The organism is Mesorhizobium shangrilense (assembly GCF_028826155.1).
GTDB lineage: Bacteria > Pseudomonadota > Alphaproteobacteria > Rhizobiales > Rhizobiaceae > Arvimicrobium > Arvimicrobium flavum.
The window spans coordinates 441720-460894 of sequence record NZ_JAQGPN010000001.1 but is presented as its reverse complement, the minus strand read 5'-3'; the positions used below and the strand labels follow the sequence as shown (position 1 = coordinate 460894).

The following is a 19175-nucleotide window of genomic DNA, read 5'->3' as shown; positions in this document are numbered from 1 at the left end:
GATGGTTTGGTAAAGTTTTAGATAATTTGCGCAATTCCGCCTCGATGCGCGCGTGCGCCGCTCTTGATCCGGGTCACGGCCTCGTTCATAAGCGCCTCTCGATTTTCGCCGCGCGCGAAACGGCCCTCCACAAGCCACGAGGAACAACATGTCCGCATTCAAGGAACTGGTCTTTTCCGGCGTCCAGCCGACCGGCAATCTCCATCTCGGCAACTATCTTGGCGCGATCAAAAAATTCGTCGCGCTGCAGGAGAACAATGACTGCATTTATTGCGTGGTCGACCTGCACTCCCTGACCGCCCAGTTGGTCCACGAAGACCTCAAGGACCAGACCCGGGCCATCACTGCGGCCTTCCTGGCGTCAGGCATCGACCCCAGGAAACACATTGTGTTCAACCAGTCGCGGGTCATGCAGCACGCAGAACTCGCATGGATATTCAATTGCGTTGCGCGTATCGGGTGGATGAACCGGATGACGCAGTTCAAGGATAAGGCCGGCAAGGATCGCGAGAACGCCTCGCTCGGCCTGCTTGCCTATCCGAGCCTTATGGCGGCGGACATCCTGGTCTACCGGGCGACCCATGTGCCGGTCGGCGAGGACCAGAAGCAGCACTTGGAACTGACCCGCGACATCGCGCAAAAGTTCAACAACGATTTTTCCGACCGCATCCGGGAACTCGGGCTGGGCGTCGCGATGAACGTCGGCGACGAGACCGTGCACGGATTCTTCCCGATCACGGAGCCGGTGATCGGTGGGCCGGCGGCGCGCATCATGTCGTTGCGCGACGGCTCGAAGAAGATGTCGAAGTCCGATCCCTCGGACCTGTCGCGCATCAACCTGACCGACGACGCCGATACGATCTCGAAAAAGATCAAGAAGGCGAAGACCGATCCGGATGCGCTGCCCTCGGAACTCGACGGCCTTGCCAAGCGGCCGGAAGCGGAGAACCTGGTCGGCATCTATGCCGGCCTTGCCGAAACCTCCAAGGAAGCGGTGCTCCGGGAATTCGGCGGGCAGCAGTTTTCCGCCTTCAAGCCGGCGCTCGCCGACCTGGCGGTGGAGAAGCTGGCGCCGATCGCGGACGAGATGCGCCGCATCATGGCCGACACCACCCATGTGGATAACGTGTTGAAAGACGGTGGACAGCGCGCCGGAGCGCTGGCTGAGCAGACGATGAGGTCCGTTCGCGACATCATCGGCCTGCTGCAGGACTAGGATCCTGCGCGAAAGGCGCCGCTTGCCCGTGCTTCGGGCGAGTGGCAGATTGTGCGCCAACATCGAAGCCAGGATATCGCGATGGTTTCAAAACGTCTCAGCAGTGAAGCCGGTCACCGCCGCAAATTCCTTGCCATCATCGACGATACGCCGGAATGCGAACGCGCCGTCGCCTATGGCTCCCGGCGCGCAAAGTCCACGGGCGGCGTTCTCGTTTTGCTCTTCGTCATCGAGCCCGACGATTTCCAGCACTGGCTGGGTGTGGAAAAGATCATGCGCGAGGAGGCTACCGCTGCCGCCAAGGCGGCGCTGGACCATCATGCCAGCAAGGCGCGCGAACAGCACGGCATCGAGCCGGAACTGGTCATCCGGGAGGGCAAGCCGTCGGAGCAGATCCACAAGCTGATCGAGGACGACCAGGACATTGCCATCCTGCTGCTCGCCGCCGGCATGGGCAAGGAAGGCCCGGGCCCGCTGGTGAGCATGATCGCGGGCAAGGGAACGGGATTTCCCATTCCGGTGACGGTCGTGCCGCAGAACCTGACCGACGAGGACATAGCGAACCTTGCCTGAGGTCACCATCCGAATGCGGTCGGCATTTCCGTCGCGTCCCCTGGCGGGCGCGGCGGATATGCCGCCACTGCTTTCCCTTGATGTGGGTGCGGAACACGACTATTTAAATTAGAACAATTCCAAACAATGGCAGCCCGGCCGACGGGCGTGGAGAGACGACGATGTTCATCCAGACCGAGGCGACGCCGAACCCGGCGACCTTGAAGTTCCTGCCGGGCAAGGAAGTGCTTCGCGAAGGCACCGTCGACTTCCGCGACGCGCAGTCGGCGCGGGAGGCCTCGCCGCTGGCGGGCCGGCTCTTCGACATCCCGGGCGTTACCGGGGTTTTCTTCGGCTACGATTTCATCACGATCACCAAGGACGGACCGGAGTGGCAGCATCTGAAGCCGGCGATCCTGGGCTCGATCATGGAACACTTCATGTCCGGCCAGCCGGTGATGGCGTCGACGGCGCCCCAGGCCGCAAGCGACGCCAGCGAAGAATTTTATGACAAGGCCGACGAGGAGATCGTGCTGACGATTAAGGAGCTCCTCGACACGCGCGTTCGTCCGGCGGTCGCGCAGGATGGCGGCGACATCACCTTCCGCGGCTTCGAGAACGGCACCGTCTACCTGAACATGAAGGGCGCCTGCGCCGGTTGCCCGTCTTCGACGGCCACCCTGAAGCACGGCATCCAGAATCTTCTGCGCCATTTCGTCCCCGAAGTGCAGCATGTCGAGCAGGTGTCGTTGTAGACCTGGCTGGGCGCGGGCTCGCGGCTGGGCCAGATGAAAAAAACCGGGCCAGGGGCCCGGTTTTTTTGGGACGTCAAGTTGTTGCCTAGACGGTCCGCTTACAGCTCTTAGATGACAATGACCTTGGCGCCGGTTTCGGCTCGGTCGTAGAGATCGATGATGTCCTGGTTGATAAGCCGAATGCAGCCCGACGACATCGCTTTACCGATCGAGTTCCATTCCGGCGTTCCATGCAGGCGATATCCGGTGTCGCCGCCCTTGTTGTAGAGGTAGAGCGCTCGCGCGCCGAGCGCGTTGCCCAGGCCCGGAGGCATGCCGCCGCGCCATTTCGCGAGTTCGGGCTGGCGCTTGATCATTTCCGCGGGCGGCGTCCAGACCGGCCATTCGCGCTTCATCGCGATGCGCGACGTTCCCTTCCATTCGAACCCTTCGCGGCCGACGCCGATGCCGTAGCGCATGGCCTGGCCGTCGGGCATGACGAAGTAGAGGAATTTTGCGCCGGTATCGACGATGATCGTTCCGGGCTTCTCGCCGGTTTCGTAGCGGACGACCTGGCGATGATACTTCTTGTCGACCTTGTAGATCGGGATCGAGGGGAGGTGGTATCCGGCGTCCATTTTGGAGCCGTAGCTGCCGGAGAACGTGCGCAGCGTTCCGTCCATGGTGCAGCCGGCGAGAAGAACGCTCGCCGAGATGCTCAAAGCAGCAAGAACTTTCCTTGGACGCATGCAGGTTCCCTGAGATGTCGGCCCTGTCGGAACTCGACCCGATTCGGACCGGATGTTGCGACATTTCTAGTTTGACGCGAGTTTTCTTGCCAAGGGCTTGTACTCACTTTGGCGTGACCCGATGTATGTGAATCGCCGCGTATGGCATTTTCGCCACATGCGGCCCGGGCCAATCCCATGCCGGATTTCTGTCGATGGCCCGCTGAGCATGGAGCAAAAGCAATGAACGTAGGTGAAGCGGCGCGCGCCTCGGGCCTGCCCGCCAAGACCATCCGCTACTACGAGGAGATCGGGCTGATCCACCCGGCCCGAGCCGCCAACGGCTACCGCGACTACGCGCGGGACGACATTCATCGGCTGTCTTTCCTGCGGCGGGCACGCAGCCTCGGTTTCTCGGTCGAGGAATGCCGCCAGCTGATGGCTCTCTACAGCGACAAGGAGCGCGCCAGCCACGACGTGCGCCAGATCGCCATCGCCCACGTGTCGGCGATCGAGGAGAAGGTGCGCGAGCTGCAGTCGATGCGCACGACGCTGCAGAAGCTGATCCACGCCTGCCATGGCGACGACCGACCGGACTGCCCGATCCTGGACGACATCGCCGGGCTGGATGCGGTTAAGCCCGCGCGCAAGGCAGCCAACACCGCGTGAACTGGGTGTTCGCGGCTGGTCCGTTCAGGATGGTTGAGGTCAGATAGGTTCAATGAACTGGTTGCGGAAGCCAACCGCGCGACTGTCCGGGATGTAATCAAACTTTCCCGCCTTGTCGCTGTAGTAGAAGGCGTTTTGAACGCTTCCGTCTTCTCGATAGATGACTAGGAGGTCGCTCTTAGCGCCTTCCAACCTCCATGTGTGCTCGTTCTTGTTACGACCCTGCCCGATAGAGCTGTCTGGCAAGAACGTCATTGGCTTTCGGCCGCCGTTGCCTCCGGGACTAAAATGGAACATCCACTTCCGACTTAGCAGGATATTCCGCAGTGAGGGGATTGGCTTTGAAGGTCCGCCTTGCTCCCCCACTGGCTTGTCAATCTGTGGGACTTGCCGAAGCGACGGCGGCGTAAACGTCGGCGCGGGTTGAGCGACGCCGTTCGAGGGGATGGCGACTTCGAGCAATCGCGCCTCTAGTGCGGCGATTTTCTCATCACGAATTTCCATTCGGCTTTTAAGGTTCGCTATACGCTCACCAAACATGAAGCGACCGCCTGCCCACCCGGTGAACAGTAACGCGACTGCGAGAGCGGCGAAGGCCCACCCAGCTTGCATTACAAGCGGCCAAACCCGTTGGAGTTGGTCGAGAAATTCCCCCATACCCGAGTCATATCAGACCTGCTCCTGCGCGAAACGGGATTGCCAAACATAAAATCGCCTGCCTGATGCGGGTTCAAACCGTGAACAAAATCTGGCATGGTGATCTCCATGCCGATCGTTTCCCCGATTCTCCAAAACCCGCTGGCCGATGGCCGGCAGTCCGAGCGCGCCATGGTGGTCAGGCGGGGCGTGCAGCGGCTGCTGTCGCAGATGGGCGCGCATGTGCTGCCGGAGATCTCGCTGGCCAGCGGTCGCCGCGCCGACCTCGTCGCGCTGACGCGCGGCGGCGACATCTGGATCATCGAGATAAAATCCTCGATCGAGGATTTTCGCGTCGACCGCAAATGGCCGGAGTACCGGCTCTTCTCGGACCGCTTCTTCTTCGCGACCCACCCCGAGGTGCCTGCCGAGATTTTCCCGGCGGAGTGCGGCTTCATCCTCTCGGACGGCTACGGCGCCGAGATCATGCGCGATGCGCCCGAACACCGGCTGGCCGCGGCGACGCGCAAGGCGCTGATGCTGCGCATAGCGCGGGCGGGTGCGGCGCGGCTGCTGGCGGCGGAACTCGCCGGCGTTTCCGTGCAGGCGCTGGAAGGGGAGAGTGAGTAGTCGAAACGAATAGCGAGTAGGGAGTAGCCGAATAGAGAAACTGCGCCAGCGGCCGATCTATCTACTCGCTACTCGCTACTCGCTATTCGCTATTCCCTATTCGCCCTATCGCGGCGCCCGCTTCGCCAGTATCCGCTGCAGCGTCCGGCGATGCATGTTGAGCCGTCGGGCGGTTTCCGACACGTTGCGCTCGCACATTTCGTAGACGCGCTGGATGTGCTCCCAGCGGACGCGGTCGGCCGACATCGGATTTTCCGGCGGCGCGGCGCGTTCGCCGGCGGTGCGGGTCAGCGCCGCGTGGATCTCGTCGGCGTCCGCCGGTTTCGACAGGTAGTCGATGGCGCCGAGCTTCACGGCGGTCACCGCCGTTGCGATGTTGCCGTAGCCGGTCAGGATGATGGTGCGGGAATCGGTGCGCTTCTCGCGGATGGCAGCGACAACGTCGAGACCATTGCCGTCGCCGAGCCGCATGTCGACCACCGCGAAGGCTGGCGGCCGGCTGCGCGCTTTGCTCACGGCTTCTTCCACGCTTTCGGCCGTTTCGACCTCATAGCCTCGCAGCTCCATGGCGCGCGCCAGCCGCGTCAGAAATGGCTTGTCGTCATCGACGATCAGCAGTGTCTGATCCGCGCCGGTCAGCAGAGCGTCACCTTCTGTCATGGCAATCCCGTTCGCTATCTACTTTTGAACAATTATAAGATGTCGGTCGCGGAAATCCAAACTTCGCGCCGCATCAAGCCAGCTTCTTTTCGGCTTCCATCGAGGGTTTGACGAAGACGTCGCGGCTCCACGACACCTCGACCAGCGCGCCCTGGCCGCGTTCCGGCGCGTTCTGGAAGCGCAGCGTCGCGCCGGACCGCTCAAGCAGGGTCTTGGCGATGAAGAGCCCGAGCCCGAGGCCGCCACCCGGCTCCGCCCCCTGTCGCGTCGACATGTAGGGTTCGCCGATGCGGTCGATGATGTCGGCCGGGAAACCCGGCCCGTCGTCGCGCACCTGCAAGAGGACGCGATGATCGTTCCACGACCAGCTCACCCGCACTGTGTTCTTCGCGAAGTCGACGGCGTTCTCGACCAGGTTGCCCACACCGTAGAGAACGCCCGGGTTTCGGCGTGCGATGGGCTCCGGACCGATGGTCTCGCCCGCTTCCAGCTCGATCGCGATGCCGAATTCCCGGTGCGGGGCGCTTACCTCCTCCACAAGCGAGGTGAGCGGCAGGCGCGCAAGATGCTCCTCGCTCTCGCTCGACAGGCTGGTCAGGCGCTTCAGGATCTCCCGGCAGCGCTCGCTCTGGCTGCGAAGCAGCGCGACGTCGTCCTGGAACTTCGGATCGTCGCCCAACGCACGCTGCATTTCCTTGGCGACCAGCGCGATGGTGGCGAGCGGCGTGCCGAGCTCATGGGCTGCGGCCGCGGCGAGGCCGTCAAGCGCCGACAGATGCTGCTCGCGTTGCAGCACGAGTTCCGTGGCGGCCAGCGCGTTGCCCAGCTGTCGCGCCTCCGCAGCGATCCTCCAGGCGTATATGGCCGTGAAGGCGATGCTGGAGACGACCGCCATCCACATGCCGGCGACATAGAGAAACGGCATCACCAGCTGCGTGCCGTCATACCAGGGCAAGGGCAGGTGGTAGAAGACGAGCAGCGTCGCCATCGCGATCACCAGCGCGCCGAGCAGCACGGTGAGCCGCAAGGGCAGCGACGTCGCGGAGACGACGACCGGCACGGAGATCAGCAACGAAAACGGGTTGGTCAGGCCGCCGGTCATGTAGAGCAGGCCGGCCAGCTGCAATGCGTCGAAGGTGAGGATGCCGAGCGCCGCAAACGGGTTGAGGCGGTGCGCCGCCGGATAGCGCAGCGCCAGGAAGAGGTTCATCCACGCCGAGCAGGCGATCAGGGCGAAGCAGAACGAAACCGGGAGCGGGAACTTGAGCCAGTAGGCGACGAAGATGACGGCCACGCTTTGCCCGATGATCGCCAGCCAGCGCAGGCGGATAAGCGTGTTGAGTCGCAACCGGTTGGACTGTTGCGGATCGAAATTTCGGAGGTCCTGCAGCATGGCCCCTTATGCGCTCCGCGACGGCTGCCGCAAAGCCCTATTTCGCACGCGGCTTGGCGCGGCTGGTCGGCGCCGTATTGAGCGGGTCGTCCGGCCAGACGTGCTTGGGATAGCGGCCGCGCATGTCGGAGCGGACATCCGCCCAAGAGCCGCCCCAGAAACCGGGAAGGTCCTGGGTGGTCTGGATCGGCCGATGGGCGGGCGACAGAAGTTCGACGGTGAGCGGCACGGTTCCGTTGGCGATTGCCGGATGCCTGTCCATGCCGAAGAGTTCCTGCACGCGGATGGAAAGGACCGGCCGTTCCCCCTCGTAGCCAATCGGCACGCGACTTCCAGACGGCGCATCGAAATGCGTTGGCGCGAGCGCGCCGAGCTTGCGCTGGAGGTCGTGCGGCACGAGCGACAGCAGGCCGTCATGCAAGACATGAGCGCCTATGCGCGCGAAGGAGACCTCGCCCGACAGAAAGGGCAGCAACCAGTCGTCCAGCGAAGCGATGAGCGCCTCGTCGGACACATCTGGCCACGGCGCGCCAAGGCCCTCGTGCAGCCATTTGAGGCGGTTGCGCAGGGCGGTTGCGTCCTTCGACCAGGTCAGCAGGTCGAGCCCATGCGCCCTGATGGCGTCGAGGATTGCGCGGTCGGCTGCCTCTCCCGAAGGCGCGGGCAGCGTGCGCTCGGACAATGCGATGGCGCCAAGCCGCTCGGTCTCGCGCACACGCACCGCGCGCTTGCCGGCATCGAACAGTGTCTCGGTGCGGCGTTCTATGTGGTCGGCCAGTTGTGTGCGGATGGCGGCTTCGTCCACGGCTGCGGCGGAGGCGACCCGCGCATGCTGCGCCTTGCCTTGTAGGTCCGTCACCACGAGGAACGCCTCGCCGGCGAGCGGATCGGCCGCGTCGAGCATCGCGCCGCTGCCGTTGGCCAGCAGGAAGCGCCCGCGCTCGCCGCGGGCCTTGGCGACACGGTCCGGCCAGGCGTGGAGGAGAAGCGAACCGGCTGCCTCCCCCTTGACGGGAGGGTGGCCGGACAAGGTCCGGCCGGGTGGGGTCGCTGCAGCGAGGCGCGGCCTTCCGGGGCCGCCTTCCGAGGATACCCCCTCCGCCGCCTTCCCTTCGTGGGGGGAGGGTAGAGTGCGCGCCAGTCGCTCCGCCAGCTGCCTGGCGGCGTTGGCGCGCGGGGAACGCTCTCCGCGGAACCGGCTCAGTCGCCGATCGAGGTCCACGCCGCCGCCGCCAAGCCCACGCTCCGTCACCAGCACCGCGAGCTGCGCAGCTTCCAAAGCCTGTCCGGACCGCGCCGCTTCGGCGACCATATGCGCGAGCCTGGCCGGCAGCGCCAGCTTGCGCATGGCCTGCCCGGCCTCGGTCAGGCGTCCGCTCTCGTCCAGCGCGTCCAGGTTGCGCAGTAGCGTGCGCGCCTCGGCCAGCGCCGACGCGGGCGGGGGATCGAGGAAGGCCAGCGTGGTGGGGTCGGCCACGCCGAATGCCGCGCAGTCGAGCAGCAGGCCCGAGAGATCCGCCTCGAGGATTTCGGGCGGCGTGAAGGCAGGCAGCGCCGCGGTCTGCTCCGCGCGCCACAGGCGGATGGCGACGCCCGGCTGGGTGCGCCCGGCGCGTCCGGCGCGCTGGTCGGCCGAGGCTTTGCTGGCGCGCACCGTCTCCAGCCGCGTCAACCCGGTCGCCGGCTCGAACCTCGGCAGGCGCGACAGGCCGCTGTCGATGACCACGCGCACGCCGTCGAGGGTGATCGAGGTTTCGGCGATGGAGGTGGCCAGAACCACCTTGCGGCGTCCCGCAGGCGCAGGGCGGATCGCCGCGTCCTGCGCCTTGCCGTCGAGCTGTCCGTAGAGGGGCACGATGTCGACGTCGGCGGCGACACGGCCGACGAGCCGCTCGGCGGTGCGCTCGATCTCGCGCTGGCCGGGCAGGAAGGCGAGCACGCTGCCGGGTTCCCCGGCGAGCGCTTCGCGGACCGCCTTCGCCATCTCGTCCTCGATCGGCGCGCCGACGGGCCTCTCCCGGTAGCGTATGTCGATGGGAAAGCTGCGCCCCTGGCTCTCGACGACCGGCGCGTCGCCAAGCAGACCAGCGACGCGCGCGCCGTCGAGCGTCGCCGACATCACGAGCAGCCTGAGGTCAGGACGCAGCGCGCCCTGCACGTCGAGCGCCAGCGCCAGGCCGAAGTCGCCGTCGAGCGACCGCTCGTGGAATTCGTCGAAGAGCACGGCCGCCACCCCCGGCAGCTCCGGATCGTCGAGGATCATGCGGGCCAGGATGCCCTCGGTCACGACGAGGATTCTTGTCCGCGCCGACACGCGGTTCTCCATGCGCATGGCGTAGCCGACGGCGCCGCCAACCTCCTCGCCAAGCAGCTGAGCCATCCGGCGGGCGGCTGCTCGGGCAGCCAGCCGGCGCGGCTCGAGCAGCACGATGCGGCCGTCCTTGCGCCACGGCTGGTCGAGCAGGGCGAGCGGCATGAGCGTCGTCTTGCCGGCGCCCGGCGGGGCGACCAGCACCGCGCTCGACCGTTCCCCCAGCGCGCGGGTCAGTTCGGGCAGCGCAGCCGTGACAGGAAGATCAGGAAGCGTGAGATCCGGCATGAGACGCGCGGATTAGCAGTGCGAGCATGTATGGCGCAACATCGGCACTTGATACCGGCCGCCGCTCAATGTTTCCAGAGTTGTGGAAATGGACTATCGTTGCCATGTGGGAGGCGCGATGCAGGACACGAAAGTCGACCTCGGATTTCTCGCGAAGCACCTTCAAACCCTGATCGATGAAACGCGCCTCTTGCGGAAAGATGTTTCGGAGGTGCGGACATTGACGCTTCAGACGTTTGAGTTCGCACGTCGTGTCGAGCGCCGCCAGTCAGAGCTGCGAGACGACCTCGAAGTTACTATCAAGATGGAATTCGGCGGCGGCTTCGCTAATCTTCAGACGTCCTTGGACGCGTCGCTCGGGCGCATCGAGGCGAAATTCGACGAACTGGCTGAGCGCACCGCACTGGAGCGGCGACCCTAGGGCTTTGTTGCCCTGCGCCCGCAGCGCAGCGTCTTCTACTCCACCTCCATCCATCGCCCTTCCTGAAACGATCGTCCCGCCGCCGCGACGGTGCGCTCGATGAAAATGCCGTCCTCGAAGGTGATGCCGACGCTGTCCTCGCCCACGATGCGGCCGATGAGCTGCCGGCATTCGATGGTCTTGAGGTCGTTGAAGCCGAGGCTGTGGCCGGGGGCCGGGCAGAAGCGATCATAGGGCGGGTGGTGCGGCGCCGATATGATGGAGCGAAAGCCGTGCTCGGTCGGTCGGTCCGAGGTCACGTAGAGCTGGAACTCGTTCATCCGCTCCTGGTCGAAGGCGATCGTGCCCTTGGCGCCGAAGATCTGGATGGCGATGCGGCCCTTGCGCCCCCAGGCGGTGCGGCTGGCGGCGATGTAGCCTGACGCGCCGTTTTCCAGGCGAAGCAGGATGGTGGCGATGTCGTAGACCTCGACGTCGCGATCGCCGTCGGCGGTCTTGCGCGTCGGATAGGGTTTTGACATGTCGCACATGACCCTTGCGACCTTGCCGAACAGGATGGCGATCAGCGACAGCGGGTGGACGGCGAAATCGTCGATGGCGCCCCAGCCGTTGGCGGCCTCGTGGCGTTGCTGGAACGGGGCTTCCGGGTCGGCCATGAAATCCTCGTCCATCTCGATGCGGACGTGGTTGACCGGACCGATCGCCCCCTCGTCGAGCAGCCTGCGGATGTGACGGATGAGCGGGTTCTGGATGTAGTTGTAGCCCAGCACCGCGACCTTGCCCGACGCGCGGGCCGCCGCCAGCATCATCTCCGCGTCGGCGAGGGTGGGAGCCATCGGCTTCTCGCACCAGACATGCTTTCCGGCGGTGAGCGCCGCGTTCGCCATTTCGAGATGGAACTTGTTCGGGGTGGTGATCGAAACCACGTCGACCTCGGGGTCGGCGATCACCTTGCGCCAGTCGCCGGACGCCCGCTCGAAGCCGAACTCGCGGGCCTTTCTCGCGGCCAGCTCCTCGCCTGCGTCGCCAAGATGAAGCAGCCTGACGCGCGGCGCATCGCCGAACACCGGTCCCACCGAGTTCCAGGCGAGCGCGTGGGCCTTGCCCATGAAGCCGCTGCCGATCAAGCCGACGCCAATCGTATCCTTCGACATCAACGTCCTCCCGCCGAGGTCCTGGCCGGTTTGTCGCTTCTGGCGAAATCCGGTTGAAGGACGGCGCAATCAACATTTCAGGATGGAATTTCTATTCCATTGCTGATTGTGTGCGTCAAGACGGATTCAGGCTGGGAACGGGCATGTCCGAGACCGCGCAATGCGCGCCGAAGGATTTTCAGGCGCTGCGGGCGACGATCGCGCAGCGCGTCGACGCGCTGCCCAAGCGGCTGGCCCAGGTCGCCGCCTATGCGCTGGAGAACCCGGACGAAATCGCCTTCGGGACCGTGGCGAGCGTCGCCGCGGCCGCGCAGGTGCAGCCATCGGCGCTGGTGCGGTTCGCACATGCGTTCGGCTATACGGGTTTTTCGGACCTGCAGGAGGTCTTCCGGTCGCGGTTGCGCGAGCGGGTGCTGAGTTATGACGAGCGGCTTGCGCGCATGCGCGACCACGGCATCGCCACCAGCCGCGCCGGACTGCTGCTTGATGGATTTCTGGAGGCTGCGGAGCGCTCGGTCGCCGATTTCCGCAGCAAGGCCGACCCGCAGAAGCTGGACGCGGCCGTCGAGATCCTTGCCGGCGCGGAGACGATCTATCTGGTCGGCCTGCGCCGGTCGTTCCCGATCGCCTCCTATCTCAGCTACGCGATGGCCAAGTCCGGCATACGCAACATCCTCGTCAACGGCGTGGCGGGCCTGGGAGCCGAGCAACTCGGTTTCATCTCGAACAAGGACGTCGTTCTCGCCATCAGTTTTACGCCCTACGCCAGCGAGACCGTGGCGCTGACCGCAGGTGCGGAAAGCCGGGGGGCGAAGGTGGTCTCAATAACGGACTCTCTGTTCTCGCCCATCGCGCCAGCCGCCGACGTCATCGTGGAGATCGTCGAAGCAAATTTCGAAGGGTTTCGCTCGACCGCCGCGACGATGGCGCTCGCGATGAGCCTGACGGTTGCGGTCGCGGCGCGGCGGGCGCCGCAAGACGCGTCCTGAACTTTTTTCGACAGGACCAGAACCATCTGCGCACGAATGTGACTGCTGGGTAACGAGATCGCGCAACAATCGTCTCTCCGGCGGCATGTAGCGGAAACAAACGTGTCGTAAAAAGCACACTGGACGGGAAGGTGTGGCGCCGCACCGAAAAGCCCCGAAGAATCCGCATTTCGGTCACGATTGACGAGGTTTCTTAACGTCGCGTTCACCTGAAATTCACGACCGCAGTCTATGCTTCGCACCTGATCGGAAGGGACATCCGAAAAGGGGTTCAGGGACAGGGACAATGACTATCTTCCTGCAGTTTGCACGCTATGCGTCGGCGCTTCGCGAGTTCGTTTCGCCGACCTACCGGCCGGAGCGTCACTACATGCGCGGCCCCGGTCCCGCTTGCGCTCGTCGCGGCGGCGACATCGCCGGACCGCGCGCCTCCTTTCGTTGACCGAATGCGGCGGCTGCTGACGCGGCCGCGCCGGATCGCTGCGCGGTCCAGAGGAAAGCCCGACTCGGGCTGACCGCGACACCAAGGTCCATGGAATGCGCTTCCTCCGCTCACTAACGTGCTGGCAGGAGCGGCCCGGGCCATGAACACCTCGAACACAGAAACCAAGCCGCAGCTGGCGGACATCCTGCCGGCCGCGCTGGGCGACCGGCATCTCGTCGTTTTCGACGGGGTCTGCGTGCTCTGCTCCGGTTTCGCTCGCACCATCATGCGGTTGGACCGCCACGACCGCTTTCGCTTCACGACCGCGCAGTCGCCCCTCGGCGAGGCGCTGTTCCGCCGCTTCGGGCTGCCCGTGGACGACTACGAGACCAACCTCGTGCTCGTCGACGGTGTTGCCCACCTGCGCATGGAGGGGTTCATCGCGGCGAATGGACGCGCTGGACTGGCCATGGCGCGCCGCACGGCTGCTTCGCCTGCTGCCGGCAGGCCTGCGCGACCGTATATACGGCCTGATCGCCCGCAACCGGCATCGCCTCTTTGGCCGGCAGGAGAGTTGCGAGATCCCGTCGAAGGAACTGCGCAAGCGCCTGATCTCATGAGGGCGTAGCGCCAACGGCCGGCCGGATGCGGCTGCTGACCGTGCGCTACCCGGGCTGGCCGATGCCCTCGCAGGCGCGAATTGAGATCGCCTCGCCGGGCGCTGTCCCAAGTTCGCGGCAACTGCCGGCGGCGCACAGCGTCCAGCCGGCGCCGGTAGCGCCGGATGCCGCCAGCCTGAGAGCCGGTTGCGGCTTGAGCCCGGGCGCGTACGTCCACCATCCATTTTCGAGCACGGCGCCTTCCGGAGGCTCCATGCCTGCACCCGAACCCTTGATGCGGGCCTCCACGAGCTGAAGGCCGGCGGGCGTGACCTGCCAGTCCTCGGCCCACGCCGTCTTCTGGACCGAATGGGTCCAGGAAAGCGTGAAGGCGCTCGCCGCAATGGTGATCGCCTTGCCCGCGGCGAGGATGCAGAGGGCAGTCATTGGTCGGCCGAAGGATGCGGCAACCCGAGTGCACCCCCCTCTGGCCTGCCGGCCATCTCCCCCTCAAGGGGGGAGATCGGCGGCGCGACGGTAGTCGCTTGCCCTGCGACGTATGCGATTGGCGAAAGCCTCGATGCCAACCGATCTCCCCCCCTTAGGGGGAGATGGCCGGCAGGCCAGAGGGGGGTGACGAGTGCCTCAAGCATGGGAAGTTCTAGGCTGCCATTCCTTGCGCCCGCCGCCCCCGCCACCAGTGCTGACCGATCAGCAGGGCAGCGAGCGCAAAGCCCGCTTCGTCGGTGAGGGGCAGGGCCATGACGAGCAATATGCCGGCGGCCAGCGCGGTGATGCGTTCCCATGCCGCCATCGGCCCGAACAGGAACCCGACCACCGCCGCGCCCCACAGCACGATGCCGAGGCAGGCTTTCAGGAAGACGTAGGCCACCTCGACCGGGTAGCCGAGACTGGCCGCCATCGGGCCTGCGTCCTGCAGCATCAGCGCCGGCGTGTAGACGGCCATGAACGGCACTACGAAGCCGGCGATGGCAAGTTTTGTGGCCTGGATGCCGATCTTGAGGCCGCTCTCCTTGGCCATCGGGGCTGCCGCGAAGGCGGCGAGCGCGACGGGCGGCGTCAGGTCGGCCATGATGCCGAAGTAGAAGACGAACATGTGGCTGACGATCAGCGGAACGCCGAGTTCAAGCAGCGCCGGTCCGGCGAGCGACGAGGTGATGATGTAGTTGGGGATGGTGGGAATGCCCATGCCGAGCACCAGGCAGGTGAGCATGGTCAGCACCAGCGACAGGAACAGATTGTTCTCGCCGATCGAGATGATCCAGCCGATGAAGGTGGAGGCGATGCCGGTAAGCGTCAGCGTGCCGATGACGATGCCGACGATGGCGCAGGCGATGCCGACCGGCAGCGCGTTCTTCGCGCCTTCGGCGAGCGAGTCGACGCAGATGCGGAGTGATTCCCGGCCGCCCTTGAAGACGACGCATGCTGCGACCAGCGTGCCGATCACCATTGCCAGCGCATTGACGCCGAGCCGGATGAAGCTCGCCGCCGCGAGCCCCAGCACGATCCAGAAGACGATGCGGAAGGCGAACGGACCGATCTGCGCGGCAAGCGGCATGCCGAGGATCAGCACGATGGTAAGCGCCAGGCCCACCGTGCCGGCGAAGATCGGCGTGTAGCCGGCGAAGAGGAGGTAGACCAGCGCCGCGAGCGGTAGGATCAGCGGCCAGTGCTGGCGCACCGCGTCCCAGGGGTTGGGCAGCGAGGCGCGCGGCATGCCCTTGAGCCCATGCTTGCCCGACTCCAGATGCACCATCCAGAAGCAGGTGCCGAAATAGAGGATCGCCGGGATGACGGCCGCCTTGACGACCTCGGCATAGGGCACGTTCAGCGTCTCGGCCATGATGAAGGCGACCGCGCCCATCACCGGCGGCATGATCTGCCCGCCCATCGACGAGGTCGCCTCGACCGCGCCGGCAAAAGCGGAGCGGAAGCCGAAGCGTTTCATCAGCGGGATGGTGAACTGCCCGGACGCGACCACGTTGGCGACGCCGGAGCCGGAGATCGTGCCCATCAGCGCCGAGGACAGCACGCACACCTGCGCCGGGCCGCCGCGCCATGCACCGACCAGCCCGAGCGCAAAATCGTTGAACAGGGCAATCATGCCGGCTCGTTCAAGGAATGCAGCGAACACGACGAAGATGAAGATATAGGCCGCCGAGACGTAGACCGGCGTGCCGTAGATGCCCTCGGTGCCGAAGCCGAAATGCTCGACGATCTGCGCGAAATCGTAGCCGCGGTGGATGAACGGCGGCGGCAGGTAGCTGCCGAGGAAACAGTAGGCGAGGAAGATGCCGGCGATGATGGCGAGCGGCAGGCCCATCAGCCGCCGCGCCGCCTCGAACACCAGCACGATGAGGACGACGCCGATGGCGAGGTCGGCCGTGGTCAGGAAGCCGCTGCGCTGGAGCAGCGGCGCATACTCGACCCAGTTGTAGACGCCGGTCAGGAACCCGGCCACGCCCAGTGACCAGAACCAGACCTTGCCACCGCGGCTGGTGGCTCGAAGGTTGGCGAGCAGCGCGAAACCGAGCAGCAGCAGGAAGCCGACATGCATGGCGCGGATGATCTGGCTGGGCAACACCGGGTAGATGGCGGTGACCAGCTGGAAGGCGGAGAACAGCACGGCGATGAGGAATGCCGCTTTTCCCGCAAGGCCGACGCCGAAGCCGGGCGGAAGCCCTTCGACGGGGGGCTCGGAGGGGGGCTGGACTGTATCGTGTGCGCTCATATGGAGGTACCCCCCTCTGGCCTGCCGGCCATCTCCCCCTCAAGGGGGGAGATCGGCTGGCGCACAGGGTTTCGCTTACCCGCGGCGGTGCTGAAGGAGCGCGGGGATGAAAATTGCCAATCTCCCCCCTTGAGGGGGAGATGTCCGGCAGGACAGAGGGGGGTGTCTCGCACCACCCGGTCCGTCGTCGAGCCCTACTTCAGCAGTCCCTTTTCCTTGTAGTAGCGCTCTGCGCCGGGATGCAGCGGAACAGGCATGCCGTCGAGCGCCTTGGCCGGATCGATCGCCTTGGCGGCGGCGTGCGCGGCCGACAGCTTGTCGAGGTTTTCGAACAGCAGCTTGGTCATCTGGTAGGCCGTCTCCTCCGACACCCCGTCATGGGTGATCAGGAAGTTGCCGACGGCTGCCGTCTCGACGTCCGCCGCTTGACCATCATAGGTGCCGGCCGGGATCACGACCGAGATGTAGGGCGCGCCGATCTTGTCGACGTCGGCCTTCGGCACCGCAACGACGTTGATGGGCAACGAAGTCGCGAGGTCGCGGATCGAGGCGACGCCGAGGCCAGCCGACTGCAGGGTCGCGTCGAGCTGGCGGTTCTTGATGAGCTCCACCGATTCGGCAAACGGCAGGTATTCGACCTTGCCGAGGTCCTCGTACTTCATGCCGGCGGCAGCGAAAATGGCGCGCGCGTTAAGCTCGGTACCGGAGGCGGGCGCCCCGACCGACAGGCTCTTGCCCTTCAGGTCGGCGAGCGACTTGATGCCGGATTCCTGGCTGGCCACGACCTGGATGTAGTTCGGATAGATTGCGGCGATGCCCCGCAGCTTGTCGAGCGGCGCGGGAAAACCCGCTTCCTTGTTGCCCTTGACTGCCTCCTGCACGGAATCGCCAAGCGAGAACGCGATCTCGCCCTTGCCCTGCTGCAGGAGGTTGAGGTTCTCGACCGAAGCCTTGGTCGCCTGCACCTGGGTGCGCGCGCCCTGGATGCCGGCGCCGTAGATCTCCGACAGGGCGACGCCGAGCGGATAGTAGACGCCCGAGGTGCCGCCGGTCAGCACGTTGATGAACTCCTGCGCCTTCGCCGGTACTGCGCCGAGCCCGATCGAAAGGGCCATCGCGCCGGCTGCGACGTAGTTTGTGAATCTCATGTTCATGCAGTCTCCTCCTGACGCGCATGCTCCAGATCCTCCCGGCATGCGGTGCGCGTATGTTTAGGGCGTGTAGGCGAAATGCCAACCCACAATCTGCCGCGGGCGGCCCGTGGTCCATCTTGCGTTTGTGTCAGGGGGGATCAGTATTCGCGGCCGGGAAGCACGCGCGCGGATCTTTCCTGCTGCATGTCGAATCCACCGCTTGTCGCGCGACATGGGGGCAGCCGCACTTGGCGGCGCTTCGAAGAAGGATACCGGATCATGCAGTACATTCTCCTGATTCATGGCGACGAGACACCTTTCGCCACCGCGACCCCCGACATGACCACAAAGATGTCGGCGTCCTACGCGGCCTACAGCCAGGCGCTCGTGGAAGCGGGCGCGATGGTCAGCGGCGAGCGCCTGAAGCCATCGTCGACGGCGACGGTCGTGCGCGTGCGCAACGACAGGACGGAGGTGCTTGACGGACCGTTCGCCGACACCAAGGAACAGCTCGGCGGCTTCTACATCATCGAGGCGCCGGACCTCGACGCGGCGCTCGGCTGGGCAGCCCGCTGTCCGGGCGCCAGCCACGGCGCGATAGAGGTGCGGCCCGTCTGGCCGATGCAGGGATAGGCATGTCCCCCGACGCCGCCCGCGCGGCCGCCGAGCTGGCCGCGCGGCAAAGCTACGGCCGGCTTGTCGCCTACCTCTCGGCGCGCACCCGCGACGTGGCGGCCGCCGAGGACGCGCTGGGCGATGCCTTCGCGGAAGCGCTGCAGCGCTGGCCGGCGGCTGGCGTGCCCGACCGGCCCGAAGCCTGGCTGCTGGCGGTTGCCCGGCGTCGCGCGATCGATGCGCTGCGGCGCAGCCGCACGCGGCTCGCGTCGCAGGATCATCTGGTCATGGTCGCCGACGAGCTTGCTGCCGATGACCGCGCCGGAGAAGTGCCGGACGAGCGGCTGCGGCTCATGTTTGCCTGCGCGCACCCCGCCGTCGAGCCCGGCATACGCGCGCCGCTCATCCTGCAGACCGTCCTCGGCTTCGACGCCGCGACGATCGCCTCGGCCTTTCTCGTCTCGCCGACCGCGATGGGCCAGCGGCTGGTCCGCGCCAAGGTGCGGATCAGGGATGCCGGCATTCCCTTCAGCATCCCCGAGCGCGGCGAACTCGCGGAAAGGCTCGGCGCGGTGCTGGCCGCAATCTACGCGACCTTCACCGAGGGCTGGTCGGACCCCTCCGGCACCGATCCGCAGCGGCGTAATCTCGCCGGTGAGGGCATCTGGCTCGGCCACCTCGTCGCCTCGCTGATGCCTGCGGAACCGGAGGCGCTCGGCCTGCTGTCGCTGATGCTCTTCGCCGAGGCCAGGCGCAGCGCCCGCCGCGATGCTGAGGGCAACTACGTGCCGCTGGCGGATCAGGACGTCGGGCAGTGGGATGCAAGGCTGATCGCGGAAGCGGAGGCGCTGCTGCGTGCGGCGGGCCGGAAGCATGCCCTCGGCCGCTACCAGTTGGAGGCGGCCATCCAGTCCGCCCATGCCGTCCGCTGCCGCACCGGTTGTTCCGACTGGGCGGCGATCCGCAGCCTCTACGACGCGCTTGCCATGCTGTCGCCTTCGCCGGTGGTCGCCATCAACCGTGCGGTCGCGATCGGGGAGCTGGATGGCCCGGCTGCGGCGCTTGCGGAGCTGGACAGGATCGCCGGCGATCGCCGGGTCGCGCAGTACCAGCCCTACTGGGCCGCGCGCGCTGCGCTGCTGGCGCGGTCGGGAGATGTCGAAGCGGCTGCCGCCGCATACCGCCGGGCGATCGGGCTCGAGCGTGATCCGTCGATACGCCGGTTCCTCGAAGAAAGGCGCGAGGCCCTTTGCCAGGCGCCGCAATGAACC

Annotated in this window: 20 protein-coding genes; 11 read left to right on the top strand and 9 right to left on the bottom strand. The window is 65.8% G+C overall.

The window, feature by feature from the left end:
- Positions 1-148 precede the first annotated feature (148 nt).
- From trpS to PD284_RS02345, 3 genes are all read left to right on the top strand, one after another.
- Complete coding sequence (gene trpS / locus PD284_RS02355; RefSeq protein WP_274626625.1) at positions 149-1216, top strand: tryptophan--tRNA ligase; 1068 nt, start codon at positions 149-151, stop codon at positions 1214-1216.
- 81 nt (positions 1217-1297) lie between these two features.
- Complete coding sequence (locus tag PD284_RS02350; protein ID WP_274626624.1) at positions 1298-1789, top strand: universal stress protein; 492 nt, start codon at positions 1298-1300, stop codon at positions 1787-1789.
- Between the two features lie 161 nt (positions 1790-1950).
- Positions 1951-2523: a NifU family protein gene (locus PD284_RS02345; protein WP_274626623.1), complete on the top strand. Its 573-nt coding sequence runs from the start codon at positions 1951-1953 to the stop codon at positions 2521-2523.
- 107 nt (positions 2524-2630) lie between these two features.
- Here the strand turns inward: PD284_RS02345 and PD284_RS02340 are convergent, their stop codons facing one another.
- Entirely contained in the window at positions 2631-3251 is a 621-nt protein-coding gene (locus PD284_RS02340; RefSeq protein WP_274626622.1) for a L,D-transpeptidase, read from the bottom strand.
- Between the two features lie 222 nt (positions 3252-3473).
- On the opposite strand from PD284_RS02340, the gene cueR reads away from it, so the two are divergent.
- Positions 3474-3899 carry a Cu(I)-responsive transcriptional regulator gene (gene cueR / locus PD284_RS02335; RefSeq protein WP_274626621.1) on the top strand — a complete coding sequence of 142 codons (426 nt, stop codon included), beginning with the start codon at positions 3474-3476 and terminating at the stop codon, positions 3897-3899.
- Between the two features lie 39 nt (positions 3900-3938).
- On the opposite strand, the gene PD284_RS02330 is transcribed toward cueR, so the two are convergent.
- A complete protein-coding gene (locus PD284_RS02330) occupies positions 3939-4439 on the bottom strand; it encodes a hypothetical protein (protein WP_274626620.1) in 501 nt (166 codons plus the stop codon).
- 225 nt (positions 4440-4664) lie between these two features.
- Here PD284_RS02330 and PD284_RS02325 point away from each other — a divergent pair, with 225 nt between their 5' ends.
- Positions 4665-5165: an MmcB family DNA repair protein gene (locus PD284_RS02325; RefSeq protein WP_274626619.1), complete on the top strand. Its 501-nt coding sequence runs from the start codon at positions 4665-4667 to the stop codon at positions 5163-5165.
- A 105-nt stretch (positions 5166-5270) separates the two neighbouring features.
- Here the strand turns inward: PD284_RS02325 and PD284_RS02320 are convergent, their stop codons facing one another.
- From PD284_RS02320 to hrpB, 3 genes are all read right to left on the bottom strand, one after another.
- Complete coding sequence (locus PD284_RS02320) at positions 5271-5825, bottom strand: ActR/PrrA/RegA family redox response regulator transcription factor (protein WP_274626618.1); 555 nt, start codon at positions 5823-5825, stop codon at positions 5271-5273.
- Positions 5826-5898: 73 nt separating this feature from the next.
- Positions 5899-7218, bottom strand: a complete 1320-nt coding sequence (locus PD284_RS02315) for an ActS/PrrB/RegB family redox-sensitive histidine kinase (protein ID WP_274626617.1) — start codon at positions 7216-7218, stop codon at positions 5899-5901.
- Between the two features lie 37 nt (positions 7219-7255).
- Entirely contained in the window at positions 7256-9817 is a 2562-nt protein-coding gene (hrpB, locus tag PD284_RS02310; protein ID WP_274626616.1) for an ATP-dependent helicase HrpB, read from the bottom strand.
- Positions 9818-9935: 118 nt separating this feature from the next.
- On the opposite strand from hrpB, the gene PD284_RS02305 reads away from it, so the two are divergent.
- Positions 9936-10238 carry a hypothetical protein gene (locus PD284_RS02305; protein WP_274626615.1) on the top strand — a complete coding sequence of 101 codons (303 nt, stop codon included), beginning with the start codon at positions 9936-9938 and terminating at the stop codon, positions 10236-10238.
- 35 nt (positions 10239-10273) lie between these two features.
- Here the strand turns inward: PD284_RS02305 and PD284_RS02300 are convergent, their stop codons facing one another.
- Positions 10274-11392, bottom strand: a complete 1119-nt coding sequence (locus PD284_RS02300; RefSeq protein WP_274626614.1) for a Gfo/Idh/MocA family protein — start codon at positions 11390-11392, stop codon at positions 10274-10276.
- A 143-nt stretch (positions 11393-11535) separates the two neighbouring features.
- On the opposite strand from PD284_RS02300, the gene PD284_RS02295 reads away from it, so the two are divergent.
- From PD284_RS02295 to PD284_RS02285, 3 genes are all read left to right on the top strand, one after another.
- Positions 11536-12381, top strand: coding sequence for a MurR/RpiR family transcriptional regulator (locus PD284_RS02295; protein ID WP_274626613.1), 846 nt, complete (start codon positions 11536-11538; stop codon positions 12379-12381).
- A 286-nt stretch (positions 12382-12667) separates the two neighbouring features.
- A complete protein-coding gene (locus PD284_RS02290; protein WP_274626612.1) occupies positions 12668-12823 on the top strand; it encodes a hypothetical protein in 156 nt (51 codons plus the stop codon).
- A 142-nt stretch (positions 12824-12965) separates the two neighbouring features.
- Complete coding sequence (locus tag PD284_RS02285) at positions 12966-13433, top strand: thiol-disulfide oxidoreductase DCC family protein (protein WP_274626611.1); 468 nt, start codon at positions 12966-12968, stop codon at positions 13431-13433.
- Between the two features lie 37 nt (positions 13434-13470).
- On the opposite strand, the gene PD284_RS02280 is transcribed toward PD284_RS02285, so the two are convergent.
- The 3 genes from PD284_RS02280 to PD284_RS02270 form a co-directional block, all read right to left on the bottom strand.
- Positions 13471-13851, bottom strand: a complete 381-nt coding sequence (locus PD284_RS02280) for a DUF1850 domain-containing protein (protein WP_274626610.1) — start codon at positions 13849-13851, stop codon at positions 13471-13473.
- A 214-nt stretch (positions 13852-14065) separates the two neighbouring features.
- Positions 14066-16156: a TRAP transporter permease gene (locus tag PD284_RS02275; RefSeq protein ID WP_274626609.1), complete on the bottom strand. Its 2091-nt coding sequence runs from the start codon at positions 16154-16156 to the stop codon at positions 14066-14068.
- 194 nt (positions 16157-16350) lie between these two features.
- Positions 16351-17304 (bottom strand): TAXI family TRAP transporter solute-binding subunit, encoded by a 954-nt coding sequence (locus PD284_RS02270; protein WP_411956249.1) that lies wholly within the window; start codon positions 17302-17304, stop codon positions 16351-16353.
- A 264-nt stretch (positions 17305-17568) separates the two neighbouring features.
- On the opposite strand from PD284_RS02270, the gene PD284_RS02265 reads away from it, so the two are divergent.
- Positions 17569-17922 (top strand): YciI family protein, encoded by a 354-nt coding sequence (locus PD284_RS02265; protein ID WP_274626607.1) that lies wholly within the window; start codon positions 17569-17571, stop codon positions 17920-17922.
- 2 nt (positions 17923-17924) lie between these two features.
- Positions 17925-19172: an RNA polymerase sigma factor gene (locus PD284_RS02260; protein WP_274626606.1), complete on the top strand. Its 1248-nt coding sequence runs from the start codon at positions 17925-17927 to the stop codon at positions 19170-19172.
- Positions 19173-19175 lie beyond the last annotated feature (3 nt).